The organism is Massilia timonae CCUG 45783 (assembly GCF_000315425.1).
In the GTDB taxonomy this organism is placed as follows: Bacteria; Pseudomonadota; Gammaproteobacteria; order Burkholderiales; family Burkholderiaceae_D; genus Telluria; species Telluria timonae.
Window position 1 is genome coordinate 151,715 of the sequence record NZ_JH992925.1, and the last position, 24,714, is coordinate 176,428.

General features: G+C 67.1%; 22 protein-coding genes and 1 pseudogene. 15 read left to right on the plus strand and 8 right to left on the minus strand.

Translation table 11 applies throughout. The annotated features are described in order from the left end of the window. Positions 1-19 precede the first annotated feature (19 nt). On the minus strand, positions 20-985 hold the full coding sequence (locus HMPREF9710_RS20900) for a TerC family protein (RefSeq protein ID WP_005669679.1): 966 nt from the start codon (positions 983-985) through the stop codon (positions 20-22). A 150-nt stretch (positions 986-1,135) separates the two neighbouring features. Here HMPREF9710_RS20900 and nhaR point away from each other — a divergent pair, with 150 nt between their 5' ends. Beyond that, positions 1,136-2,074 (plus strand): transcriptional activator NhaR, encoded by a 939-nt coding sequence (nhaR, locus tag HMPREF9710_RS20905; protein WP_005669681.1) that lies wholly within the window; start codon positions 1,136-1,138, stop codon positions 2,072-2,074. A gap of 101 nt (positions 2,075-2,175) precedes the next feature. After that, the gene (locus HMPREF9710_RS26690; protein ID WP_005669683.1) at positions 2,176-2,826 is read left to right on the plus strand and encodes a glycoside hydrolase domain-containing protein; all 651 of its coding nucleotides are present in this window, start codon (positions 2,176-2,178) and stop codon (positions 2,824-2,826) included. Here the strand turns inward: HMPREF9710_RS26690 and selD are convergent. From selD to HMPREF9710_RS20925, 3 genes are all read right to left on the minus strand, one after another. Beyond that, positions 2,810-3,865: a selenide, water dikinase SelD gene (gene selD / locus HMPREF9710_RS20915; RefSeq protein WP_005669684.1), complete on the minus strand. Its 1,056-nt coding sequence runs from the start codon at positions 3,863-3,865 to the stop codon at positions 2,810-2,812. The genes HMPREF9710_RS26690 and selD overlap by 17 nt on opposite strands. 147 nt (positions 3,866-4,012) lie before the next feature. Next, positions 4,013-5,605, minus strand: a complete 1,593-nt coding sequence (locus HMPREF9710_RS20920) for a DEAD/DEAH box helicase (protein WP_040777672.1) — start codon at positions 5,603-5,605, stop codon at positions 4,013-4,015. Positions 5,606-5,963: 358 nt separating this feature from the next. Then, positions 5,964-7,289 carry a transglycosylase SLT domain-containing protein gene (locus HMPREF9710_RS20925; RefSeq protein ID WP_005669688.1) on the minus strand — a complete coding sequence of 442 codons (1,326 nt, stop codon included), beginning with the start codon at positions 7,287-7,289 and terminating at the stop codon, positions 5,964-5,966. A gap of 323 nt (positions 7,290-7,612) precedes the next feature. Between HMPREF9710_RS20925 and HMPREF9710_RS20930 the strand changes: the two genes are divergently transcribed. Both HMPREF9710_RS20930 and HMPREF9710_RS20935 read left to right on the plus strand, forming a co-directional pair. Further along, complete coding sequence (locus HMPREF9710_RS20930) at positions 7,613-8,179, plus strand: DUF1415 domain-containing protein (RefSeq protein WP_005669690.1); 567 nt, start codon at positions 7,613-7,615, stop codon at positions 8,177-8,179. After that, entirely contained in the window at positions 8,163-8,381 is a 219-nt protein-coding gene (locus HMPREF9710_RS20935) for a DUF1289 domain-containing protein (RefSeq protein ID WP_005669692.1), read from the plus strand. The genes HMPREF9710_RS20930 and HMPREF9710_RS20935 overlap by 17 nt, the downstream gene beginning before the upstream one ends. 9 nt (positions 8,382-8,390) lie before the next feature. Here the strand turns inward: HMPREF9710_RS20935 and HMPREF9710_RS20940 are convergent, their stop codons facing one another. Then, complete coding sequence (locus tag HMPREF9710_RS20940; protein WP_005669694.1) at positions 8,391-8,900, minus strand: DUF1993 domain-containing protein; 510 nt, start codon at positions 8,898-8,900, stop codon at positions 8,391-8,393. A 163-nt stretch (positions 8,901-9,063) separates the two neighbouring features. Here HMPREF9710_RS20940 and HMPREF9710_RS20945 point away from each other — a divergent pair, with 163 nt between their 5' ends. Both HMPREF9710_RS20945 and HMPREF9710_RS20950 read left to right on the plus strand, forming a co-directional pair. Beyond that, on the plus strand, positions 9,064-11,925 hold the full coding sequence (locus tag HMPREF9710_RS20945; RefSeq protein ID WP_005669696.1) for a bifunctional diguanylate cyclase/phosphodiesterase: 2,862 nt from the start codon (positions 9,064-9,066) through the stop codon (positions 11,923-11,925). A gap of 4 nt (positions 11,926-11,929) precedes the next feature. Continuing rightward, entirely contained in the window at positions 11,930-14,194 is a 2,265-nt protein-coding gene (locus tag HMPREF9710_RS20950; RefSeq protein ID WP_040777675.1) for a xanthine dehydrogenase family protein molybdopterin-binding subunit, read from the plus strand. 34 nt (positions 14,195-14,228) lie between these two features. Here HMPREF9710_RS20950 and HMPREF9710_RS26695 read toward each other — a convergent pair. After that, positions 14,229-14,521 (minus strand): annotated as a pseudogene (locus tag HMPREF9710_RS26695) (LysR substrate-binding domain-containing protein); the annotation flags it as partial. A gap of 14 nt (positions 14,522-14,535) precedes the next feature. Here HMPREF9710_RS26695 and HMPREF9710_RS27360 point away from each other — a divergent pair. Continuing rightward, positions 14,536-14,700: a hypothetical protein gene (locus HMPREF9710_RS27360; RefSeq protein WP_218918218.1), complete on the plus strand. Its 165-nt coding sequence runs from the start codon at positions 14,536-14,538 to the stop codon at positions 14,698-14,700. Positions 14,701-14,716: 16 nt separating this feature from the next. Here the strand turns inward: HMPREF9710_RS27360 and HMPREF9710_RS20965 are convergent, their stop codons facing one another. After that, positions 14,717-15,142: a thioredoxin family protein gene (locus HMPREF9710_RS20965; protein ID WP_040777825.1), complete on the minus strand. Its 426-nt coding sequence runs from the start codon at positions 15,140-15,142 to the stop codon at positions 14,717-14,719. Positions 15,143-15,254: 112 nt separating this feature from the next. Between HMPREF9710_RS20965 and tsaB the strand changes: the two genes are divergently transcribed. The 4 genes from tsaB to HMPREF9710_RS20985 are packed head-to-tail and all read left to right on the plus strand — an operon-like array spanning position 15,255 to position 18,280. After that, a complete protein-coding gene (gene tsaB, locus HMPREF9710_RS20970; protein ID WP_005669704.1) occupies positions 15,255-15,965 on the plus strand; it encodes a tRNA (adenosine(37)-N6)-threonylcarbamoyltransferase complex dimerization subunit type 1 TsaB in 711 nt (236 codons plus the stop codon). Continuing rightward, positions 15,962-16,429 (plus strand): ribosomal protein S18-alanine N-acetyltransferase, encoded by a 468-nt coding sequence (gene rimI / locus HMPREF9710_RS20975; protein WP_005669706.1) that lies wholly within the window; start codon positions 15,962-15,964, stop codon positions 16,427-16,429. Before tsaB ends, rimI begins: the two co-directional genes overlap by 4 nt. Beyond that, complete coding sequence (locus tag HMPREF9710_RS20980; protein WP_005669708.1) at positions 16,426-17,319, plus strand: uracil-DNA glycosylase; 894 nt, start codon at positions 16,426-16,428, stop codon at positions 17,317-17,319. The genes rimI and HMPREF9710_RS20980 overlap by 4 nt, the downstream gene beginning before the upstream one ends. Beyond that, positions 17,303-18,280, plus strand: coding sequence for a DUF1853 family protein (locus tag HMPREF9710_RS20985; RefSeq protein WP_005669710.1), 978 nt, complete (start codon positions 17,303-17,305; stop codon positions 18,278-18,280). The genes HMPREF9710_RS20980 and HMPREF9710_RS20985 overlap by 17 nt, the downstream gene beginning before the upstream one ends. 467 nt (positions 18,281-18,747) lie before the next feature. Here the strand turns inward: HMPREF9710_RS20985 and lplT are convergent, their stop codons facing one another. Continuing rightward, complete coding sequence (gene lplT, locus HMPREF9710_RS20990; RefSeq protein WP_005669712.1) at positions 18,748-20,007, minus strand: lysophospholipid transporter LplT; 1,260 nt, start codon at positions 20,005-20,007, stop codon at positions 18,748-18,750. Positions 20,008-20,166: 159 nt separating this feature from the next. On the opposite strand from lplT, the gene alr reads away from it, so the two are divergent. The 4 genes from alr (at position 20,167) to pstS (ending at position 24,630) form a co-directional block, all read left to right on the plus strand. Continuing rightward, entirely contained in the window at positions 20,167-21,273 is a 1,107-nt protein-coding gene (gene alr, locus HMPREF9710_RS20995; protein ID WP_005669714.1) for an alanine racemase, read from the plus strand. A gap of 31 nt (positions 21,274-21,304) precedes the next feature. Then, on the plus strand, positions 21,305-22,681 hold the full coding sequence (gene radA / locus HMPREF9710_RS21000) for a DNA repair protein RadA (protein WP_005669717.1): 1,377 nt from the start codon (positions 21,305-21,307) through the stop codon (positions 22,679-22,681). 90 nt (positions 22,682-22,771) lie between these two features. After that, on the plus strand, positions 22,772-23,092 hold the full coding sequence (locus tag HMPREF9710_RS21005; RefSeq protein ID WP_005669719.1) for a PilZ domain-containing protein: 321 nt from the start codon (positions 22,772-22,774) through the stop codon (positions 23,090-23,092). 503 nt (positions 23,093-23,595) lie between these two features. Beyond that, positions 23,596-24,630, plus strand: a complete 1,035-nt coding sequence (gene pstS, locus HMPREF9710_RS21010; RefSeq protein WP_005669722.1) for a phosphate ABC transporter substrate-binding protein PstS — start codon at positions 23,596-23,598, stop codon at positions 24,628-24,630. Positions 24,631-24,714: the final 84 nt, after the last annotated feature.

Below are 24,714 nucleotides of genomic sequence, written 5' to 3' on the forward strand. Positions count from 1 at the left end.
TTGCTTCTTACTTTGCTTCTTACTTCGCTTCGCCCTTCGGCTTGATCATCAGGCTGGCGATGCAGCTGCCAGCGATCAGCACGGCGACGACGGTCAGCGAAGCCTGCACCGGCACGTGATACCACGGCATGATCAGCATCTTGACGCCGATGAAGGTCAGGACCATCGCCAGGCCATACTTGAGCAGGTGGAAGCGGTCAGCCACGTCGACCAGCAGGAAGTACAGCGCACGCAGGCCCAGGATCGCGAACATGTTCGACGTAAACACGATGAACGGGTCGGTCGTGATCGCGAAGATTGCCGGGATCGAGTCCACCGCGAAGATCAGGTCGGTCACCTCGATCAGGATCAGCACCAGGAACAGCGGCGTCACGTAACGCAGGCCGTCCTTGCGCACGAAGAACTTCTCGCCATGGTCGCCCTCGGCCACCCGCAGGTGCTTGCGCGCCAGCTTCAGGATCGGGTTGTTGGCCACGTCCGGTTCTTCGTCGACCGCCACCAGCATGCGGATACCGGTGAACAGCAGGAAGGCGCCGAACAGGTACAGGACCCAGCTGAATTCGCTCACGACCCAGGCGCCGGCGCTGATCATGATGGCGCGCATGATGATCGCACCGAGCACGCCATAGATCAGGACGCGGCGCTGGTATTGCTGCGGCACCTGGAAGGCGGTGAAGATCAGCAGGAACACGAACACGTTGTCGACCGACAGCGCTTTCTCGATCAGGTAGCCCGAGAAGAATTCGAGTGATTTCTGGCTCGCGATTTCAGGGCCGGCGGTGTCCTTCAGGTAGAAGTACAGGGCGGCATTGAAGATCAGCGCCAGGCTGACCCACACCAGCGACCAGATGCCGGCTTCCTTGACGCTGACCTTGTGCGCCTTGTTGCCGCCGAAGACGAACAGGTCGAGCGCCAGCATGACGAGCACGAAGCCGACGAAGCCGGCCCACATCATGGGGCTTGCGATGGTTTCCAATCCGTTCATCGGTAACTCCTTGTACTTGCAGTGAGACGAGGGGGCATGACAGTCCTCCGGTTGATAATAAAACCCCACTATAGAGCGCACCGATACATCGCACAAATCGAATCTTATTTGATGTAACATCGGTTTTTTCGATGTTTACGAGAGCGCGCCATGTCGACACTCAATTACAAGCACCTGCGCTACTTCTGGATGGTGGCGAAGACCGGCAGCATCGCCAGGGCGGCCGAGCAACTGCACCTGACCCCGCACTCGATCTCGGGCCAGCTGTCCGAATTCGCCGACAGCCTGGGCGTGGAACTGTTTCGCCGGGTCGGGCGCAAGCTCGAACTGACCGACACCGGGCGCCGCATCGTGAGCTATGCCGAAGAGATTTTCAATACCGGCGACGAGCTGCTCGAGCTGGTGCGCGACCACGCCTTCGCCACCACCACCTACCGCGTCGGCTGCGCCGACTCGGTCTCCAAGCTGATCGCCTTCGACCTGGTGGAGCCGGCGCTCAAGCTGAAAGAGCCCGTCAAGCTGATCTGCCGCGAAGGGCGCCTCGACAGCCTGATCGCCGACCTGGCGGTGCACCGGCTCGACCTGGTCATCGCCGACCGCCCGATCCCGGGCCACTTCAGCGTGCGCGCCTATAACCACTTGCTGGGCGAGAGCCCGATGACGGCCTTTTGCACCGAGGCGCTGGCGGCCAGCTTCGACCAGCCGTTCCCGGCCTGCCTGCACAATGCGCCGCTGCTGTTGCCGGGCGAGGATTTCGCGATCCACCAGCGGCTGTTGCGCTGGCTCGAGCGCTGCGACGTGCATCCGCGCGTGGTGGGGGAGTTCGACGACAGCGCGATGATCCAGGCCTTCGGCCGCTCGGGCGCCGGCGTGTTCTTCGCGCCGAGCGTGATCGCGGCCCAGGTCGCCAGCCAGTACGGACTGGTCGCGCTGGGCCAGGTCGAGTCGGTGGTCGAGCAGGTGTATGCGATCACGACCGAGCGCCGCATGAGCCATCCGGCCACGGTGGCGATCAGCAGGCTGGCGCGCGACAAGCTGTTTGCGCGTGGCGACGGCCGCAGCGACGGCGCAGGCGTCGGCGGAAGCTGACCATGCCGTTGCGCTCAGTCAATCCGAGGTGACGCCGCGAATGGCACAGTAAGTTCTTGCCCAAAACCAATCGGACGCAAAAACTGTTCGGGAGATGCACCATGGGACTGCTGCGCGGCTGCGATTCGCCGTTTACCATCGCGGCCCACGCCGCCTCGCTGCGCCGGCGCGGCATCGACTTCGTCATGCGGCGCTACAGCCGCGATCCATCGACCAACCTCGACGCCGGGGAGGCGCAGCGCCTGTGCGGCGCCGGTCTGCGCATCGGCGCGCTATGGGAGGGATGCGGGGCGCGCGACCGGCTCACGCGCCAGCAGGGCTTGCGCGACGGCGCCGAGGCCCTGCACCTGGCCCGCGCGGCCGGACAGCCGCCCGGCAGCGCGATCTATTTCGCCCTGGGCGAGGACACGACGCCGGCCGACATCGATGGCGTGCTGAAGCACTATCTGGCCGGGGTGCGCAGCGCGCTGGGCGGCGCCGCGGGCTACCGCGTCGGGGTGCACGGCAGCCATGCCTGGTGCGCCGGACTGGTCGACCGCGGGCTCGGCGCATTGAGCTGGCTGGTCTCGATGCCGGCCGGTGGGGTGGCGCCGCGCCACAACCTGCTGCAATGGCCGTCCGCGCGCCTGGTGCTCGACGGCGCCGAGCTGCGCCTGTCGCCCGTGCTGGGGCAGCCGGGGAGGGACCCCGGCCTGTTCCAGCTGGCCGGGCCTGGCGCGGCGCTCAGCGCCGCGTTCAGGCGCGAACGCTGACGCCGGCGGCGCCGGCGTCGATGCGCCCGACCACCGCCGCGTCCGCGAACCCTTCGCGCGCGAACAGGGCCAGCACGTCGTCGACCGCGGCCGGATCGCAGGCCACCAGCAGCCCGCCCGAGGTTTGCGGATCGGTCAGCAGCGCGCGCTGGGCCGGGGTGAGGGATGCATCCAGCTGGACGTCCTTGCCATAGGCATCCCAGTTGCGGCCTGAAGCGCCGGTGAAGAAGCCGTCGTGCGCCAGTTGCAGCACGCCTGGCAGCAGCGGGATCGCCGGCATATCCAATTGCGCGTGCAGCTGGGCGCCGCGCGCGATCTCGAGCAGGTGGCCCAGGAGGCCAAAGCCGGTGACGTCGGTCATGGCGTGCACGCCCGGCATGTCGGCCAGCAGGCGGCCCGGCTTGTTCAACTTGGTGGTGTTGGCGATCATGGCCGCATAGCCTTCCTCGCCCAGCACGCCCTTCTTGAGCGCGGCCGACAGCACGCCCACGCCCAGGGGCTTGCCCAGCACCAGCACGTCGCCGGCGCGGGCGGCGCTGTTCTTCTTGACCTTGGCCGGATGCACCAGGCCCATCACTACCAGGCCATAGATCGGCTCGACGGAATCGATCGTGTGGCCGCCGGCGATCGGGATGCCGGCTTCGCGGCAGATCGAGGCGCCGCCTTCCAGGATCTGGCCGATGGTCTCGAGCGGCAGTTTGTTTATCGGCATGCCGACCAGGGCCAGCGCCATGATCGGGGTGCCGCCCATCGCGTACACGTCAGAGATCGCATTGGTGGCGGCGATGCGGCCGAAGTCGAACGGGTCGTCGACGATCGGCATGAAGAAATCGGTGGTGGCGACCAGCGCCTGCTCGTCGTTGAGCTGGTAGACCGCGGCGTCGTCCGAGGTCTCGATCCCGACCATCAGCTCCTTCGGCAGCGGGAAGCCGCCCGAGGACTTGAGGATCTCGGCCAGCACGCCGGGCGCGATCTTGCAGCCGCAGCCGCCGCCGTGCGAGAACGAGGTGAGTTTGATGGGTTGGTCGGTGGTGCTCATGGGATGTCCGGTTGTCGTTGATCGTGGAATTATCGCGCAAGTCGGACGCCGGCGCTTGGCCGGGCATCCGCCATAAAAAAAACGGCTGCCGAAGCAGCCGTTTTTCACTGACGCCAAGTCAGGATCCCCGCCTGCGCGGGGACATGCTTATTCGCCGAACGAACGGCGTGCGCCGTCCATCGAGCGCGGGTGGGCGCCCTTGTAGCCGCCTTCGCGGCGCTGGCCCTGGCCTTCGCGCGGGCCGCCGAAGCGGTTGCCGTCGCGTGGCGCACGGTCGGCGGCCGGACGGTCGCCTTGTGGGCGCGGGGCGTAACCCTCGCGCGGGCCACGATCGGCGTAACGGCTCTCGCCGGCTGGGCGGTCGCCGTGCGGACGCGCCGCATAGCCTTCGCGTGGCGCGCGATCGGCGTAGCCGCGCTCGTAGCCACCCTCACGCGGACCCGACGGCTTGCCGAAACCGCGCTGGGCCGGCTTGCCGTTGCGGCCGTCGCCCGGCTTCCAGCCCGGACGCGCGGCCGAACGCGGCGCCGCCGCGCGCTTCGGTTCGAAGCCTTCGATCACGTTGACCGGGATCGGCTGGCGGGTGAAGCGCTCGATGCGGCGGATGTTCATGTTCTCGGCGTGGTTGACCAGCGAGATCGCGGTGCCGTTGCGGCCGGCACGGCCGGTGCGGCCGATGCGGTGCACGTAGTCCTCGGGGAACTTCGGCAGGTCGTAGTTCACCACGTGGGTGATGTTCGGCACGTCGATGCCGCGCGCGGCGACGTCGGTTGCGACCAGCACCTTGACGCTGCCGCGGCGCAGGCTGTCCAGCGTGCGGTTGCGGGCGCCCTGGTGCATGTCGCCATGCAGCGCGGCGGCGGCGAAGCCGGCGATGTTCAGGCGGTCGGCGATCATGTCGGCGTCGCGCTTGGTGGCGGTGAACACCACGGCCTGGTCCAGCGTCTCGTCGCGCAGCAGGTGGTCGAGCAGGCGGTTCTTGTGCGACAGGTCGTCGACAAAGTGCACGCGCTGCACGATGTTCTCGTGGCGGTTGGTGGCGCTGGCGATCTGGATCGTCAGCGGGTCGCTGGTGATGCGGCGCGCCATATTGCCCACGACGCCGTCCAGGGTTGCCGAGAACAGCATGGTCTGGCGGGTCGACGGCGTGGCGGCGACGATCTTCTCGATGTCGTCGATGAAGCCCATGTCGAGCATGCGGTCGGCTTCGTCCAGCACCAGGATCTCGAGCTGCGAGAAGTCGATCTTGCCCGATTCCATGTGGTCGATCAGGCGGCCCGGCGTCGCCACCAGGATCTCGGGATTCTTGGCCAGCAGTTGCATCTGCTTCGGGTAGGGCATGCCGCCCAGGATCGAGACGCAACGCACGCGGCGCATATGGGCCGTGTACTTGTCGGTGTTGCTGGTCACTTGCAGGGCCAGCTCGCGGGTCGGGGTCAGGACCAGCATCTTCGGCTGGGCCGGCTTGAAACGGACGCGTTCGCCGCGTGCGCGGGCAGCCTGCGCTTCTTGCGCAGGAGTCTTGCCGGCAGGAGCAGGCTCGGCGTTCGCCAGGTGGTGCAGGGCCGGCAGCATGAAGGCCGCGGTCTTGCCCGAACCGGTTTGCGACGAGACCAGCAGGTCGCGGCGCGCGATGGCCGCGGGGATGGCTTGCGCCTGGACCGGGGTCGGATTGGTATAGCCGGTGTCGGCCACTGCCTGGACGATGGACGCGTGCAGGCCTAGTGCTTCAAAACTCATGTGTTCTTTACTTTCGGAATAAATCATGCACGTTCGCACATGTGGCGCGAACGTAAAAATGCAACGCGAACCGACAAACGAAATGACTCAGTAATGAAAGAAATTTCGGCACAAAAGCTTTGCGCCGGGACGGTGTCTGGAAACGACACGCAAGGCGGGAGGCTTTGGAAAGGCGCTCTGATCGAGCTGCCTGGGGTTTGCGTAGCTGCTTGTTGTACTGCTGACGCTGCTATCACCGGCTCATGAGGTTCATGATGCGGGCGCGATGTCGCAGCGCACAAACGGAACTATACAGGTTTTTCCGGTTCTTTGCACGACAGCGCGTCAAACCGTGCAGTTAATGCTGCACGGCAATATATCAGCGCTGCTTGCGCGCGGACGAGGTATTGCGGGCGATGCGCTTGCCGCTCTTGCTGGCGCCCGCCTTGGCCTTGAAGCGCGAGGCATTGCGCTTGGCCTTGCTGCGGTCGCTCTCGAAGGCCAGCACGGCGTTCTCGATGATGTTCTCGGCGATGTCGCCCTGGTTCGAGGCCGAGGTCTTCGGCACCAGGATCGTCGAGCCGGCCTTCAGGCGCATCTGCGGCGGGATGTTGTTGGCCTGGCGGATGACTTCGGGCGTGGTGCCGAATTTCGAGGCCAGTTGGGAAATCGTCACGCGGGCGCTGGTGATCTTGTGCGTGGTCCAGGTGGACAGGGCATGGCCCCATTGCGCCAGGTTGATGTGGAATTTCTCGGCGTTTTCTTTCGGCAGCAGGATCTTGGTGCGCTCGCCGCCGATGATGACCGGCTTCTTGAACTGCGGATTGAGCGCCTTGAATTCGTCGAGCGACATTTCGGCCAGCTGGGCCGCGATGGCCAGGTCGATGTCGCTGGTCTTGTCGACCGTGGTGAAATAAGGCTGGTTGTCGATTGCCGGCAGGGTGACGCCATACTGGGAAGGATTGGCCACCACGTTCTTGACCGCCTGCAGCTTCGGCACGTAGTTGCGGGTTTCGGCCGGCATCAGCTCGGCCAGGCTGTCGAAGTCGGTCGGCTTGCCCAGTTCCTGGTTTTTCTTGATGGCGCGCTGAACATTGCCTTCGCCCCAGTTATATGCCGCCAGGGCCAGCGGCCAGTCGCCGAACATCGTGTACAGGCGTTGCAAGTAGGACAGGGCGGCGTCGGTCGAGGCGATCACGCCGCGCCGCTCGTCCTTGAACATGTTCTGGCGCAGGTCGAAGTCCTTGCCGGTGCCCGGCACGAACTGCCACAGGCCGGCGGCGTTGGCGCTCGACATGGCTTGCGGATTGAAGGCCGACTCGATCACCGGCAGCAGCGCCAGCTCGGTCGGCATGCCGCGCTTTTCGAGTTCCGACACCACGTGATACAGATAGGGCGAGGCGCGCCCGGAAATGCGGGACAGGTTGCCCGGGTGGGCCGCATAGGCCTGGGTGTGGCGCGTCACCAGGGCATTGTTCAGGTCGGGAATCGCATAGCCGCTGCGGATGCGGCCCCAGACATCGGTCTCACGGTAGTCGTCGGCGTCCAGCTTCATCGGCGACAGCGCCGGGCGTTCGATGCTGGGCGCGGCGTAGGCGCCTGAAGCCGGAGCCGCGTCCATCGCCTGACTCAGCGGCGCTGCTGCCAGGAGGGCCAGCGCGGCCAGGGTGAAGATGGAGCGTTTCGTGTCGTGCATGGGCTTCATGAGGCGTTTCCAGTGTTGCGTCCAGGAACGAACGGACAGGACAAGAGGGCAGTGTACGTATCAATTGTCGAGTCAGTCAAGAATTAAGTCGCTGTCGTTACAATTCAGGCCGAAGGAAAAATGTCATCCGTTGGCATCATGAAAACGGAAGATGCCGTACATATCACGGATATTGACGAGCAGGACGCTTTTTGCCCGACCCACCTCGAATAACGGTCGCGTCTGGCAAACCTTAGCGCCGTGGCGGGGTCGAACTATGAGTGGGCGCAAAGAGTGCGTACAATCCAGGCTTTGCTGTTCGCCTCGCTTTCGAAAGTTTCACCATGAGCACCCCCAATCTGAACGCCGACGATGACGCCATCGTCGCCGCCACCCGCAAGTGGCTGGAGCGCGCCGTCATCGGCCTCAATCTCTGTCCCTTCGCCAAGTCGGTCTATGTCAAGGAGCAGGTGCGCTACGTCGTCTCGAACGCCACCACGCCCGAGCAATTGCTCGAAACCCTGATGGACGAGCTGCAGCGCCTGTCCGACACCAGCCCGGAGCAGGTCGATACGACCTTGCTGATCCATCCTTTCGTGCTGAACGATTTCGAGGACTACAACGAGTTCCTGGACGTGGCCGATGTCGCGGTCGAGGACATGCAGCTCGACGGCGAGCTGCAGGTGGCGTCCTTCCACCCGGACTACCAGTTCGCGGACACCGACGCCAACGATATCGCCAACTACACCAACCGCGCCCCGTATCCGATCCTGCACCTGCTGCGCGAGGACAGCATCGCGCGCGCGGTCGACGCCTTCCCGGAAGCGGAAGCGATCTTCGAGAAGAACATCGCCACCATGGAAAAGCTCGGCCATGAAGGCTGGGACAAGCTCGATGTCGGCCCGGCCTGAAGACGGCGCCCCCGCGGCGCCCTTGCCCGAACGTCCCGACACCCCGTGCGTGGCGGTGTGCTCGACCACCTTCGACGAGGTGTGCCGCGGCTGCGGCCGCACGGTCGCCGAAGTCGCCAACTGGGTGTCGATGGATGCCGCCACGAAGGAAGTCGTGTGGCAGCGCATCCTGGCGCAGGGTTATCCGCGCCGGAACAGTTAAGCGCGGGGCTCAATAGGCCCCGATGAAATCCTTCTTGCCGATCGGGACGCCGTTGTGGCGCAGGATCGCGTACGCCGTCGTCACGTGGAAGAAGAACTGCGGCAGCGCGAAGTGCGTCAGGTAGCGCGCGCCGTCGTCGAACTGGCGCGCCCGCTCGCCGCTGCCATGGGTGATAGGACGGGTGGCGCCGGCTTCCACATCCGCCGCTTTCAGGCTGTCGATGAAGCCCAGCGTCTTGCTGATGCGCTGCTGCAGCTCGGCGAAGGTGTGCTCGCCATCCTCGTAGCGCGGCGGCTCGACCCCGGCCAGGCGCGCGCTCGCGCCCTTGGCGAAGTCGGTGGCGATCTGGACCTGCCTGGCCAGCGGGAACATGTCGGGGTAGAGGCGCGCCTGCAGCAGGGCGTCCGGCTCGATGCGGCGCTCCTGGGCGTGGGCCTCGGCTTTTTCAAGCACTGCGGCGAGGCTGCCCAGCAGCTGGCGGAATACCGGCACCGAGGCGGCGTACAGGGAATGGCTCATCTGGTTCTCCTATTCTGGTTAGTCCAATAGCATCGCGATCATAGCAAGTCTTGTCGCGCGCCGTTGACGCACCCGACCGCATAATTAGTGACTCCCGGCAAGCAACTGTGCATAATCTGGCCATCCTTTATGCATCGGGCTTAGCAGGCCCAGTCCCGCATCCATGTCGAGTCCCGCTGCCCGCACCCCGTCCCGCCTGCGTTCGCTGTATGGCCGTTCGTTGTACGGTGCGCTGCTGCTGGTGGTGTTCGCCGGCCTGCTGGCCCCCGCCGTGGTCGGCAGCTACCTGCTGGTCGGCCTGCAGCAGCGCGCGGGCGCCAGCCCGAACGACACGCTGCAGGGCAATTACGCGCTGGTGCTGGCGCTGCAGCTGGCGGTGTCGCTGCTCCTGATCGCGTTGCTGCTGCGGCGGCGCCTGCTGTCGCCGCTGCGCAAGCTGATGGGCTTTTCGGACCGCCTGGCGCGCGGCGACTTCGAGACGCCGCTGGCGCTGTCGGCCCACGACGAGCTGGGGCAGCTGGGCGAGCAGATGGAGCGCATGCGCCTGGCGATCCGCGACCTGTTCGCCGACGTCGCGCGCCGCGAGGAACAGTTCCGCACCATCGTGACCCAGGTCCCGGGCGCCGTCTACCGCGTGCGCGCGGGCGGGGCGATCGAATTCGTCAGCGACGAGATCGAGAAGATCACCGGCTACCCGTCAGCGCGCTTCATGTGCGCCACGACCGAAGACTGGGCGGACATCGTCCATCCGGAAGACCGGCGCGTCTACCACCGCGCCGTCCGCGACGCGGCCCTGTCGGGAAACGCCTACGAGATGGAGTACCGGATCATCGACGCCTACGGCATCGAGCGCTGGGTGCAGGAGCGCGGCCAGCCGCAGGCCGCCTGGGATCCGGCGCTGCATGGGCCGGACGGCGTGCGGATGGACGGCATCATCTCGGACATCAGCGAGCGCCGCCACGACGAGATGCGCATCGAGGCCTTGCTGGCCGAGCAGGGCGCGATCCTGGACAACGTCATGTTCGGCGTGCTGTTCGTGCGCCAGCGCCGCATCGTCTCCAGCAACCGCCGCTGCGAGGAGCTGTTCGGCTACGGCGAAGGCGTCATGGTGGGGCAGTCGACCGCGATCCTGTATCCGAACCACGACGACTACGCACGCATCGGCGTCGAACAGTATCCGCTGCTCGAGAAAGGCATGGACCTGGGCGAGGAGCGCCAGCTGCGCCACCGCGACGGCAGCCTGTTCTGGTGCCTGATGAGCGGCTGCGCGCTGGAGCCGAACCGCGCCGACGAGGGCAGCATCTGGGTGTTCGCCGACATCACCGAACGCAAGCTGGCCGAGGAAAAGCTGCGCCTGTCGGCCAACGTCCTGGAACACATCGCCGACGGCGTGATGGTGCTCGACGTGCATGGCCGGATCGTGGCCACCAATCCCGCCTTCACCCGCATCACCGGTTACGCCGAGCACGAGGCATTGGGGCGTGCGTCGAGCCTGTCGTCCCACGACGCGGCGGGCAGCCGCAACGATCCCGCCCTGTACCAGGAACTGTGGCGCGAGCTCGGCGCGTCAGGCTTCTGGCGCGGCGAGATCTGGGACACGCGCAAGGGCGGCGACGCCTACCTGGAAGCGCTCACGGTGTCGGCGGTGCGCGACGACGACGGCGCCACCACCCACTATGTGTGCGTGTTCAGCGACATCACGCGCGCGCGCGAATCGCAGATCCAGCTCGACCACCTGGCCCACCACGATGCGCTGACCGCGCTGCCCAACCGCCTGCTGTACCACGACCGCTTGCGTCACGCGATGGCGCGCGCCGAACGCGACGGCGAGCAGCTGGCGGTGCTGTTCATCGACCTCGACCGCTTCAAGAACGTCAACGACACGCTCGGCCACCACGTGGGCGACGAGTTGCTCAAGCAGGCGGCGCAGGCGCTGTCGCGCTGCCTGCGCGAAGGCGACACCCTGGCGCGCCTGGGCGGCGACGAATTCATCGTGCTGCTGGAAGACGTCGACGGCGTGCGTGGCGCCACGCGGGTGGCCGACAAGCTGATGGCGATGTTCGAGCAGCCTTTCGAGGTCTCGGGCCACGAGCTGTTCGTCACCGGCAGCGTCGGCATCAGCCTGTATCCGCGGGACGGGCACGATATGCACATCCTGATCCGCAATGCCGACGTCGCGATGTACCAGGCCAAGGCGCGCGGCCGCAACGGCTACCGCTTCTACGCCCCGACGATGAGCGGCGACGGCGCGCTGCGCCTGCGCATGGAGGCGCTGCTGCGGCGCGCGATCGAGAAGCGCGAGATCCATCTGGCCTACCAGCCGCAGGTCGAGATCGACAGCGGCCGCCTGGTCGGCGTCGAGGCCCTGCTGCGCTGGAACAGTCCCGAACTGGGGCAGGTGGCGCCAAGCCGCTTCATCCCGCTGGCCGAGGACACCGGCTTCATCGGCCAGCTGGGCCAGTGGGTGCTGCAGGAAGCGTGCCGCCAGATGGTGGCGTGGGAAGCGCAGGGCCTGGCGGTGCCGAAGATCGCCGTCAACCTGTCGGTGCGCCAGTTCGAGCGCGGCGGCATGGCCGCCGCCGTGGCCGCGGTGCTGGGCGACACCGGCCTGGCGCCGCAGCGCCTGCAGCTCGAGGTGACGGAATCGGCGATCATGAACACGGGCGACGCGCTGCAGTACGTGAACGACCTGCATGCGATCGGCGTCTGCCTCGCGATCGACGACTTCGGCACCGGCTACTCGTCGCTGGCCTACCTGAAGCAGTTGCCGGTGCAGACCCTCAAGATCGACCGCAGCTTCATCAAGGACATCCCGCAGGATCCGGACGACGAGGCGATCGCGATCGCCATCATCCAGCTCGGCAAGAGCATGAACCTGTCGGTGATCGCGGAAGGCGTCGAGCGCGAGGACCAGGCGGCTTTCCTGCTGCGCCACGGCTGCAGGCTCGCCCAGGGCTATTTGTATGGCAAGCCGCTCGGGCACGACGAGATCCTGGCGCGCTGGGGAGTGACGCAGGATGCATGAGAGGATGCGTAAGCCCACTCGCCGCAGCTTCCTGCTGGCCGGCCTGGCCGCCGGCGGCGCGCTGCTGATCGGCTGGGGCGCGCAGCCGCCGCGCCAGCGCCTGCATCCTGCGCGGCCGCTGGCGCTCGCCGGCGACGAGGTCGCGCTCAATGGCTGGGTCGCGCTCGCGCCCGACGGCACGGTGTCGGTGGTGGTGCCGCGCAGCGAGATGGGGCAGGGCGTGCACACGGCGCTGCCGATGCTGGTGGCCGAGGAACTCGACGTCGGCCTGGACGCGGTGCGCGTCATCCAGCCGCCGATCGACAAGATCTACGCCAACGTCACGGTGCTGCGCGAGAACCTGCCGTTCCACCCGGACGACGCCGGCCGCACGGCCCAGGGCGCCCAGTGGCTGATGGCCAAGGTCGGCCGCGAGCTGGGCATCATGTTCACCGGCGGCTCGAGCAGCGTGCGCGACGCCTGGCTGCCGATGCGCGAAGCGGGCGCGTTGGCGCGCGCGATGCTGGTGAAGGCGGCTGCGCAGGAGTGGGGCGCGCGTGTGGAGGATTGCCGCACCGAAGACGGCTTCGTGATCCACCTTGATGGCCGCAGCGCCGGCTATGGCGCGCTGGCCGCCCTGGCGGCGCAGGCCGGCGCGGGCCTCACCGCGCGGGACGTGCGCCTCAAGCCGCCGTCGGCGTTTCGCCTGATCGGCCGGCCGCAGCCGCGCCTGGACAGCCGCGCCAAGGCCGACGGCAGCGCGCGCTTCGGCATCGATGCGCGGCCGGCCAGGATGGTGTATGCGGCCCTGGCGATGGCGCCGACGATCGGCGCCACGGTCGCCGCCTTCGACGCCGACGCCGTGCGCCGGATGCCGGGCGTGCTGGCCGTGGTCGACGTCTCGTCCGCGCTCGCGGGGCGCACCGGCGCCGGGGCCGGCGTGGCGGTGGTGGCGTCCACCTGGTGGCAGGCGCGCCAGGCGGCCCAGGCCTTGCCCGTCACCTGGCAGCCGGGCGAGGGTGCGGCGCTGTCGAGCGCAGCGATCCTGGCCGGCCTGGCGCGCGCGCTCGATGAGGAGCGTGGCTATGTGTACCACGAGACCGGGGCGCAAGAGGTCGAGGGCGCCGTGCGCACGCTGCGCGCCGAATACCGCGCGCCGTTCCTGGCGCATGCGGCGCTGGAACCGGTCAACTGCACCGCCCAGGTCGCGCGCGGCAAGGTGCGGCTGTGGGCCTCGACCCAGGTGCCGAGCATCGCGGTCGACTGCGCCGCGCGCGTGGCCGGGGTGGCGCGCGAGGACGTGGCGATCGAGGTCATGTTGCTGGGCGGCGGCTTCGGACGCCGGCTCGAGGTCGACATGGTGGCGCAGGCGGTGGCCATCGCCAAGGCGCTCGATGGCCAGCCGGTGCAGCTGATCTGGAGCCGCGAGCAGGACACGATGCATGACGTCTACCGGCCGGCGGCGCTGGCGCGCTTCACGGCGCAGCTGGACGAAGGCGGGAACATCCTGGCCTGGGACAACAAGTCGGCGAGCGGCGCCATCGGCCACCAGTACTTCGAACGCAGCCTGGGCCTGCCGGGCGTGGGGCCGGACAAGACCACCGCCGAGGGCGAATACGACCATCAATATGCGATCCCGAACCAGCGCGTGGCGCACGTGACGGTCGACAGCGCCGTGCCGATCGGCTACTGGCGTTCGGTCGGGCACTCGCACAATGCCTTCTTCAAGGAGTCGTTCCTGGACGAGGTGGCGCACGCCGGCGGCCAGGATCCGGTGGCCTTGCGGCGCAAGCTGCTGGCGCGCCATCCGCGCGCGCTGGCGGTGCTGGACGCGGCAGTGGCCGCCGCCGGCCAGCCGCCGCCACGGCGGGCCCATGGCGTGGCGCTGCACCGCTCGTTCGGCAGCATGGTGGCCCAGGTGGCCGAGGTCTCGGTCGACGGTAGAGAGATCCGCGTGCACCGCGTGGTGTGCGCGATCGATTGCGGCCTGGTGGTCAATCCCACTATCGTGGCCCAGCAGGTCGAATCCAGCGTGGTGTTCGGCCTGTCGGCGGCGCTGGCCGGCGAGATCACGATCGAACAAGGCAAGGTGCGGCAGTCGAACTTCGGCGACTATCCGCTGCTGCGCATCGGCCAGGCGCCGCAGGTGGAGATCATCGTCATGGCAAGCCGCGCGCACCCCGAAGGCGTGGGCGAGCCGGCCGTGCCGCCGGTGGCGCCGGCGGTGGCGGCGGCGGTGTTCAAGCTGACCGGGCAGCGCCTGCGCAGCCTGCCATTGACACTGAATTGAGCGCCTGGCAGTCGCCGGCGATGCAGGCCGCCAGTTCGTCCGGATCCGGATCGACCCGGATCGCCAGGTCATAGCCTTCCTCGACCATGTCGACGCTGCGGTCTTCGGCCGTGATCTCGAGCTTGACGGTGGGATGGCACAGGACGAAGCCGGCGGCCAGCCTGCCCATCGCAGCTGCGAGAACAGCAGCGGCGCGCTGATGCGCAGGCGGCCGCGCGGGCGGTCGGCGCCCGAGGCGATCGCCTCGGCCGTCTCGTCGATCTCGGCCAGCAAGACGCGGGTGCGCTCGTGCAGCGCCAGCCCTTCCTGGGTCAGTTTCAGCGTGCGACCCGGAACACAAGGTGACCTTCTCCCAGGCCTCGGGCCCGCGCGACAAGGCGCCGGGCGGTGCGGAAGAACAGGCCGAGCAGGCCTGGATGGATGGCGAGAACGGCTACCGCAGCGCCTTGCTGTCGACGCTGGGGCGCACGCGTGATCTGCTGGCGCAGGGACAGCTTGACGGTTGAAAGGCTTGGAGCTGGATCAGTCCGGCGCGCCGAGCAGCACGCGCAGATTGCATTCCTCTTGCCAGTCGCGGCGCTCTGCGCTCGACTGCGCCAGGCGCGCCAGTTCGTCGTCGCCCTGCTCGGCCTGGGCCTGGATCAGCCGGTCGGCCACGCCGCCGTCCGGCACCATGGTGCCGAAGAAGGCGACGGTGTCGCCGCGCTGCAGCAGCAGGGTCGGAAAATTGTCGACGTCGAGGTCGCCCACCAGGTCGGCCTGGTCTTCGATGTCGATCCAGACGAACTGCTTGTCGGGATGGCGCAGCGCCAGCTCGTCGAAGGTGGCGCGGTAGGTCGCGCAGGTGCCGCACCAGGCGGCGCACAGGCAGGCGACGGTCCAGCCGTCGCCATGGACGGCGGCGGCGACGGCGTCGCGGGTGGTGGAGTCGAGGGTCAGGCTCTGCATGTGCGGCATTGTACAGCGAGTTGCGGACGATGTTGCAGCGCGGTGGCGCATTGCGGCGGCGATCTGCCGTCGCGCCATGGAAGCCCTCGGGCCGAGAAGGTAAAATAGCGGAATGCCTAACATCCTTGCTATCGAAACCTCGGCCGAGCTGGCGTCCTGCGCGCTTCTGGTCGGGGAAAAAGTCATTGAACGTTCGACGCCCGGCGTGCGCAGCCACTCGCAATCGGTCCTGCCCATGGTGCAGGAACTCTTGAAAGAGGCCGGCATCGCCCTGGCCGACTGCGACGCCATCGCCTTCGGCGCCGGCCCCGGTTCCTTCACCGGCGTGCGCACCGCCTGCGGCGTGGCCCAGGGCCTGGCCTATGGCGCCAGATTGCCGGTGCTGCCGCTGGTGACCCTGGAAGCGATGGCCGAGGCCTGCCGCGCCGCCACCGGCGCCGATGAGGTGCTGGCCGTGCTCGACGCGCGCATGGGCGAGGTGTACTGGGCCCAGTACCGCTTCGACGGCGGCAAGTGGCTCGAGGTCGTGGCGCCGGCGCTGTCGGCGCCGCAGGATGTGACGCCGCTCGCGGCGGAAGGCCTGAGGGCCTGCGGCAACGGCTTCGCCGAGTATGCCGACGCCTTCGCCGGCCAGCCGTTCGCGCAAGACGCGCTGGCCGACATCATGCCGCACGCGCGCGAGCTGGCGCTGCTGGCGCGCGGCGCGCTGGCGGCCGGGCAGGGCGTGCCCGCGGCCCAGGCCCAGCCGCTTTACCTGCGCAACAAGGTCGCCTACACCAGCGCCGAGCGCCAGGCGATCAACCAGGCCAAGGCCGGCGCATGACGCAGTTGCAGGATACCGGCTTGAGCCTGGCCCCGATGACGGCGGCCGACGTGGACGAGGTGTGGGCGCTGGAATGCAGTGTCTTTCCCTATCCCTGGAGCCGCGGTAACTTCGTCGACGCCGTGGCCAGCGGTTACGATTGCTGGACCGTGCGCGACGCTGACGGCGAGCTGGCCGGGTATTATCTGTTGATGTACGCGCTCGACGAGGCGCACCTGCTCGACGTCGCGGTGGCCGGCAAGCGCCAGCGCCAGGGCCTGGGCCGGCGCCTGCTCTACCAGATCGCGGCGCGCGCGCTCGGTCACGGCATGGCATCGATCCTGCTCGAGGTGCGGCCGTCGAACGAACGGGCGCTGGAAGTGTATCGGCGGCATGGCTATGTCGAGATCGGCCGCCGCAAGGGCTATTATCCGGCCGGCGCGGCGGGCCGCGAGGACGCGATCGTGATGAGGCTGGAATTATGAAGAACGTGAGCCAGCGCGACGCGCTGTTCCTGGCCGAGATGGGCATCGGCCCGCTGTGGCAGCCGCGCAATGCGCCGGCGGGCGGGGCGGATCCGGTGGCCGAGGCGGCCGTCGTCGAGGCGGCGCCGGAAGCCGCGGAGCCCGCGCCGGCGCCCGTATCTGCGTCAATTTCTGCGCCTGCACCAGCGCCGGCACCAGCGCCGGCCGCGCGCGAGCATACGCCGCTATCCGCGCCGCCTTACCGCAATCCGCCGCCGGTGCAAGATGAATCGGCCTGGGACGACAGCGCCGCGCCCGAGCCGGCGGCGCCCGACGTCGCCAATATGGACTGGGCCGGGCTGCGCCAGGCGATCGCCGCCTGCAAGGATTGCGCCTGCGGCGCAGGCCGCAAGCCGGTGCACGGCGCCGGTCCGCGCCAGGCGCGCTGGCTGATCGCCGCCGGCACCCCGAGCGCGCTCGACGAAGAGGCCGGCCAGCCGCTCACGGGCGAGCCCGGCAAGCTGCTCGACAATATGCTGCACGCGGTCGGGCTGTCGCGCGAGCGCGATGCCTACGTCACGCCGCTGGTCAAGTGCCGGCCGCTGAACGCGAAGGGCGGCGACCGCGCGCCGACTCCCGGCGAGATTGCCGCCTGCCGTCCCTTCGTCGAACGCGAACTGGCGCTCACCGGGGCCACGACCGTGCTGACCCTGGGCCAGGTCGCGACCAACGGCCTGCTGGGCCGCGCGCTGCAGGAGCCGCTGGCCGGCGCCCGTGGCGAGGTCCATCGCCTGGGCGAGGCACCGCTGGTGGCGACCCTGCATCCGGGCGAACTGCTGCTGCGCGGCGAAAACAAGGCGCTGGCCTGGGCCGACCTGTGCCGGGCACGCTCCCTTGGACCACGCGACTAGCACCTACCAGGCGACCTTCCACCGCCGCTGGGGCCACCTGCGGCGGGCCCCGGTGCGCGCGCTGGCCTGGCTGCTCGATTCTCCCGACCTGCTGGACGTCGATGCCCCGGCGTGGGCGGGGCGCATCGCTGCGCTCGGCCCGGTCACCCCCGGCGTGGCCGACTGGCTGGCGCAACTCGACCAGGACCCGTCCAGGCTGGCGGCGGCGCTGGGCGACAAGACCTACACCCGCCTCGGGCTGTACGCCGAAAAGCTGATGGCCTTCTATTTCGCCGAGCAGGGCCGCCTGGTGCGCCACGGCCTGCAGGTGCGCGCCGCCCGCAACGACACGGTGGGCGAGTTCGACTTCCTGCTCGAGCGCGGGCCGGATGCGCTGACGCATATCGAGTTCGCCACCAAGTTCTACCTGCTCGATGGCGGCGCTTCTAATGAATTCGACGCCCTCGTGGGCCCCAACCTGGCCGACAGCCTGGGCCTCAAGATGCGCAAGGTATTCGAGCGCCAGCTCGCACTGGGCGATCACCCGGCGGCGCAGGCGCTGCTGCCGCTTCCCGTGACCCAGGCGCAAGCCCTGATCAAGGGCTGGCTGTTCTACCCGTCCGGCAGCTGGCCGGCAATGCAGGGCATCACGGCCGGCCACTGCCGCGGCTTCTGGTGCGCCCTCGACGAACTGGACGCCATCCCCGGCGAGGAGTTCCTGATCCTGCCCAAGCTGGAATGGCTGGCGCCATATCTGGCGCAAGCACCTGCGCAGTCGTCCGACCGGCTCCTGACCCGCCCCCAACTCGGCGCCACGCTGGCGCAAGCCTTCGACACATCCAGCACGCCGGTACTGGTAGCGATCGTGCGCCGCCAGGGCGATCTCATCGAAGAAGCCGAACGCGGCTTCATCGTCCCCAACGACTGGCGCACCCGCGCCGCCCAAGCGCGCCTGGCGAAACCGCTCCACCCCTCTCCATGAGGGTCAGTGTCGAATTGTTTGACAACTTTCCAGAATCCCCAGTAATTCGCCCCCGAGTCGCGCCTTTTCAGGTGTCAAACTCGACAGTAAACAATGAGGGTCGGAGTCGAATTGTTTGGCAACTTTGAGGAATTGCCCAATAAATCAACTCTGACCCTGATTCTTTTTTTGCCAGTTGGATCTGTTTAAGTGGAGGTATGGCAACGAATGCGGAGACTGCCGAACAGCAGAGGAATGCGCTGAAGAGGAACTGCCTGTCTGCCCCAAATTTCGTTGCAAAATAATTAGGGTCAGAGTCGATTTATTGAGCAATTCCCCACGCCAGCGAGCAATCCGGGACAGAGTGCGCTGCCCGAGCAAGTGCGTATGGTAATCAGCCGCCTTGTTCGCGCGCCGAGCAATAGCTGGCGCGAAACGTTGTCAAACAATTCGACACTGACCCTGATTTCCCTGATTTGAGCCGGAGGTCAGTGCTTGCCTTCGCCGATCAGTCCGAGCGAATCGTGTTCGCGCTGGTTGAGGGTATGGCGGCGCTGGATCAGGAGCATGATGCCGGCGACCGACAGGCCGAAGATGACGATGATGATGTTCAGGTCCAGGTTCAGCGTGATCATGATCGCGTAGGCGGCCAGCATCACCAGGATCGACAGGTTTTCGTTGAAGTTCTGCACCGCGATCGAGTGGCCCGCGCTCATCAGGACGTGGCCGCGGTGCTGCAGCAGCGCGTTCATCGGCACCACGAAGAAGCCCGACAGGAAGCCGATCAGGGCCAGCAGCGGATAGGCCACCGTCACCGAGGTCACGAACACCATGCTGGTCACGACCAGGCCCATGATGATGCCCATCGGGATCACGGTCAGCGACTTGCGCAGCGGGATCATGCGCGCCGCCATCGCCGCGCCCAGCGCCACGCCGATCGCGACCACGCCGATCAGGTTCGTCGCCTTGTCCAGTGGCATGCCGAGCGAGCGCTCGGCCCATTTCAGCACGATGAATTGCAGGGTCGCGCCGGCGCCCCAGAACAAGGTCGTCACCGCCAGCGAAATCTGGCCCAGCTTGTCGCGCCACAAGGTGGCCGAGCAGTTGGCGAAATCGGCGATCAGCTTGGCCGGATTGCGTTCCTGGTGCTCGTAGCGGGCGCCGGTGTCCGGGATGCGCAGGTTGAACAGGGCGGCCAGGATATAGATGCCGACCACCACCGCCATCGCGGCTTCGGCGCCGCTCGTGATGCCCAGGCCGGCGAAGGCGTCGAACGATAGCAGGAAGGCCGTGCCGCGCTCGCTCACCAGCGTGCCGCCGAGGACGGTGCCGAGGATGATCGACATCACCGTCAGTCCCTCGATCCAGCCATTGGCGGGCACGAGTTTTTCGGGCGGCAGCAGTTCGGTCAGGATGCCGTACTTGGCGGGCGAATACACGGCCGCGCCGAAGCCGACCACGGCATAGGCGAGCAGGGGATGGACGGTGAAGAACATCAGGGCGCAGCCGATGACCTTGATGATGTTCGCGATGAACATCACGCGCCCCTTGGGCAGCGAATCGGCGAAGGCGCCCACGAAAGCGGCGAGCAGGACGTAGAACAGCACGAATGACAGCTTCAGCAACGGAGTCAGCGATGCCGGGGCGTCCATTGCGACGAGCAGGCTGATCGCGACAAACAGGAGCGCGTTATCCGCCAGCGACGAGAAGAACTGCGCCGCCATGATGGTATAGAAACCACGGTTCATTCGAGAATTCACAAATCTGGTCCGGGTTGCTTTATACCATGAATGCATAGACCGGCGAAACCGGAAACGCGGCCACGGCGGCGGCGCGCGGCCCGCTCCGGTAAAATAGGCACTTGACGTTTTATACCGGATTCCCTCCGTTTTTCTTAAAAGATTGCCATGCCGCGTCCGCTCTTCGCCACCATCCACCTCGATTCCATGCAACACAATCTGGCCCGGGCGCGCAGCTGCGCGCCGCTGGCGAAGATCTGGGCCGTCGTCAAGGCCGATGCCTACGGCCACGGCCTGGAACGCGCGCTGCGCGGCTTCGCCACCGCCGACGGCCTGGCGCTGGTCGAGCTGGAAAGCGCGATCCGCCTGCGCGAACTCGGCTGGATCAAGCCGATTCTTTTATTAGAGGGATTCTTCGAAGCGGCCGACGTGCCCATGCTGGCCGAGCACAATATCGCCACTGCCGTGCACAGCATCGAGCAGGTCAAGCTGCTGGAGTACACCCAGCTGTACCGCCCGATCGACGTCTACCTCAAGATGAACACCGGGATGAACCGCCTGGGCTTTCCGCCCGCCGAGTACGCCGCCGCCTGGCAGCGCCTGCGCGCGATCCGCGACGTGCGCTCGATCACCCACATGACCCATTTCGCCAATGCCGATGAACTCGAACATCCGCGCCTGACGATCGCCGAGCAGGTGCGGCGCTTCCAGCTGGGCGCCGCCGACCTGGCCGGCGAGCGCAGCCTGTCGAACTCGGGCGGCGTGCTGCACCAGGCCGAACTGGCCGACCAGTTGTCGAACGACTGGGTCCGGCCCGGCATCATGCTGTACGGCGGCACGCCGGGCGGCCGCAGCGCCCAGGATTTCGGCCTGCGTCCCACCATGACCCTGCGCTCGGAAGTGATCGGCATCCAGCACATCGGGCCGGGCGACACGGTCGGCTACGGCAGCCGCTTCGAGGCCGATGGGCCGATGACGATCGGCGTGGTGGCCTGCGGCTATGCCGACGGCTATCCGCGCAGCGCGCCGCACGGCACGCCGGTGATCGTCGACGGCGTGCGCACGACCCTGGTCGGCCGGGTCTCGATGGACATGATGACCGTCGATCTCACACCTGTCCCCAACGCCCGCATCGGCAGCAAGGTCACCCTGTGGGGCGACGGGTTGCCGATCGACGACGTGGCCCAGGCCGCCGGCACCATCGGCTACGAGCTGATGTGCGCGCTGGCGCCGCGCGTGCGCGTGACCGAAGGCCGTCTCGGCACCGACGGTTGAACAGCGGCCCGACCAACCCCATATCCATACGATGGCAAAAGCAAAAACCAATTACACCTGCAGCGAGTGCGGCGCGATCGCCAGCCGCTGGACCGGCCAGTGCGCCGACTGCAAGGCCTGGAACACGATGGTCGAGACGGTCGTCGACACGCCCGGCGTCAACCGCATGTCGCAGACCCCGCACCGCAGCCTGGCGCAGACCGCGCCGGTGCTGTCGCTGGCCGACATCGAGGCGATCGACGTGCCGCGCTTCGGCACCGGCATCGAGGAATTCGACCGCGTGCTGGGCGGCGGCCTGGTGGCCGGCGGCGTGGTCCTGATCGGCGGCGATCCCGGCATCGGCAAGTCGACCCTGCTGTTGCAGGCGCTGTCGAGCCTGTCGCTGGTCCGCAGCACGCTCTACGTCAGCGGCGAGGAATCCGGCGCCCAGATCGCGCTGCGCGCGCGCCGCCTGGCGGTGGACGCCAAGGAACTCAAGTTGCAGGCCGAGATCCAGCTCGAGAAAATCCTCGGCACCATCGCCGACCTCAAGCCCGACGTGGTGGTGATCGACTCGATCCAGACCATGTATTCGGATGCGCTCACCTCGGCCCCCGGCTCGGTGGCCCAGGTGCGCGAATGCGCGGCCCAGCTCACGCGGGTGGCCAAGCAGACCGGCGTGACCATGATCCTGGTCGGCCACGTCACCAAGGAAGGCGCGCTGGCCGGCCCGCGCGTGCTGGAACACATCGTCGACACCGTGCTGTACTTCGAAGGCGACACCCAATCGAGCTACCGCCTGGTGCGGGCGATCAAGAACCGCTTCGGCGCGGTGAACGAGCTGGGCGTGTTCGCGATGACCGAGAAGGGCCTGAAGGGCGTCTCGAATCCTTCCGCGCTGTTCCTGTCGCAGCACGACAGCCAGGTGCCGGGCTCCTGCGTGATGGTGACGCAGGAGGGAACAAGACCGCTGTTAGTCGAAATTCAAGCGCTGGTCGACACCAGCCACCTGCCCAACGCGCGCCGCCTGTCGGTCGGCCTGGAACAGAACCGCCTGGCGATGCTGCTGGCGGTCCTGCACCGCCACGCCGGCATCGCGGCCTTCGACCAGGACGTGTTCATCAATGCGGTCGGCGGCGTCAAGATCACCGAACCGGCGGCCGACCTGGCCGTGCTGCTGGCGATCAACTCGTCGATGCGCAACAAGCCGCTGCCGCGCGGGCTGGTGGTGTTCGGCGAGGTCGGCCTGGCCGGCGAGATCCGGCCGGCGCCGCGCGGCCAGGAGCGCTTGCGCGAAGCGGCCAAGCTGGGCTTCTCGCTGGCGCTGATCCCGAAAGCGAATGCGCCGAAGGCCAAGATCGAGGGCATGAACATCATCGCCGTCGAGCGCATCGAGGAGGCGTTCAGCAAGTTGCGCGAGATCGACTGACGGTCAGATCCTGGCGGGCTGGGCCGTTGGCTGTCGGATTTCCTGGAAGATTCTATAATTGTGTCTTGTTCACTGTATTCGGGTAAACACGTGTATCAAGACCAAAGGAAATCTCCACGCAAGGTGTACCGCACCAAGGCCATGCTCGCCATGGACGGCCAGCCGCCGATCGGCGGCAAGACCACCGACGTCGGCGCCAGCGGCGTGAGCATCAGTGTCGGCGATCCGCTGGCGGTCGGGCAGGCCGGCCAGTTGGCCTTCGACCTGTTGGTCGAGGGCAGCTTCGTCACCATCAATACCCGGGCCAAGGTGTCGTACTGCATCTTCAGCAGCGGCGAGTTCAAGGTCGGTTTCCAGTTCCTGCAGCCCGACCTGGCCGCGGTGACGGCGCTGGCGCGTTTCATGCGGTAACGGTGGCGGCAGCGCCAGGCCGATGACAGCGCCTGGTATACGACAAGCGGCGAGCGCCATCGGTCTCGCCGCCTGCTGTATTGGCCCACTGAGCGGGCCATTCGCTATTCGTGATAGCGGTCGTGCAAATCGCTGGAACTGCCGCGGATCTCCTGGTAGATCTCGAACGCCACGAGGGCGGCCAATCCGCTCAGAATCCCCATCACCATCAGATCTAACATTAAAACCAAACGCCTCTCGGCATCCCCTCCATGTCATGACTACCCTTTCAGGATAGCAGGCAATGGTGTATTTACAAGCTCCATGGTGCGGAACATGACATTATTCGGCTGACGCCGATGTCCATCCGCGCGCCGCGCTGTGCCCAGGGATGACATCCTTGCGCGCGTGTCATGTTCATGTCACATTCGCCAAATATGTCATGAACCTGTCATATTCGCCCGTTAGACTGCGCAGCATCGTCAGCGGGATCGTCCCGTGGTGTCACTTCCAAAGGATCCGATATGCGCATGAAGCACTTCTTCGTCTCGATCGCCCTGGCCGCAACGGCATTCTCCGCCAGCGCCCAGAACGCCAACATCACCGGCGCCGGCGCGACCTTCCCATACCCGATCTATGCCAAGTGGGCCGAGCTGTACAAGGCGGCTTCCGGCGTCGGTCTGAACTACCAGTCGGTTGGTTCGGGCGCCGGCATCAAGCAGATCAAGGCCAAGACCGTCGACTTCGGCGCATCCGACATGCCGCTGGCGGCGAACGAGCTGAACGCCGCGGGCCTGTTCCAGTTCCCGGCCGTGATGGGCGGCGTGGTGCCGATCGTGAACCTGGACGGCATCGCCCCGGGCCAGCTGAAGCTGAGCGGCGCCGTCATCGCCGACATCTACATGGGCAAGATCACCAAGTGGAACGCGCCGCAGATCGCCGCGCTGAACCCGGGCGTCAAGCTGCCCGCCAACGACATCACCGTGGTGCGCCGCGCCGACAGCTCGGGCACCTCGTTCCTGTGGACCGACTACCTGAGCAAGGTCAGCCCGGCCTGGAAATCGACCATCGGCGCCGGCACCACCGTCAAGTGGGCGGTTGGTGTGGGCGGCAAGGGCAACGAGGGCGTGGCCGCCAACGTGCAGCGCATCAAGGGCGGCATCGGCTACGTCGAGTGGGCCTACGCCAAGAAGAACAAGATGGCGCACACCCAGCTGCAGGGCGCGGACGGCGCCTGGCTGCAACCGTCGGACGACGCCTTCAAGGCCGCCGCCGCCGGCGCCAACTGGAAAGGCACCCCGGGCTTCGCGGTGATCCTGACCAACCAGGCCGGCAAGGGCGCCTGGCCGGTCACTGGCGCCTCGTACATCCTGGTGCACAAGAACCAGCCGGCCGCCAAGGGCCAGCAAGTGTTGAAGTTCTTCGACTGGGCCTACAAGAACGGCGCCCCGTCGGCCGCCGAACTGGACTACGTGCCGATGCCGGCCGAAGTCACCAAGCTGGTGCAGGACGCCTGGCGCGCCAACCTGAAGGACACCACCGGCAAGGCGCTCTGGTAATCCGCATTGCTTGAAACAAGGTGGGCTGGCGCGTTCCAGCCCTTCCGTTTGCCAGCAATATTGACAAAAAAGCTATTAACGACG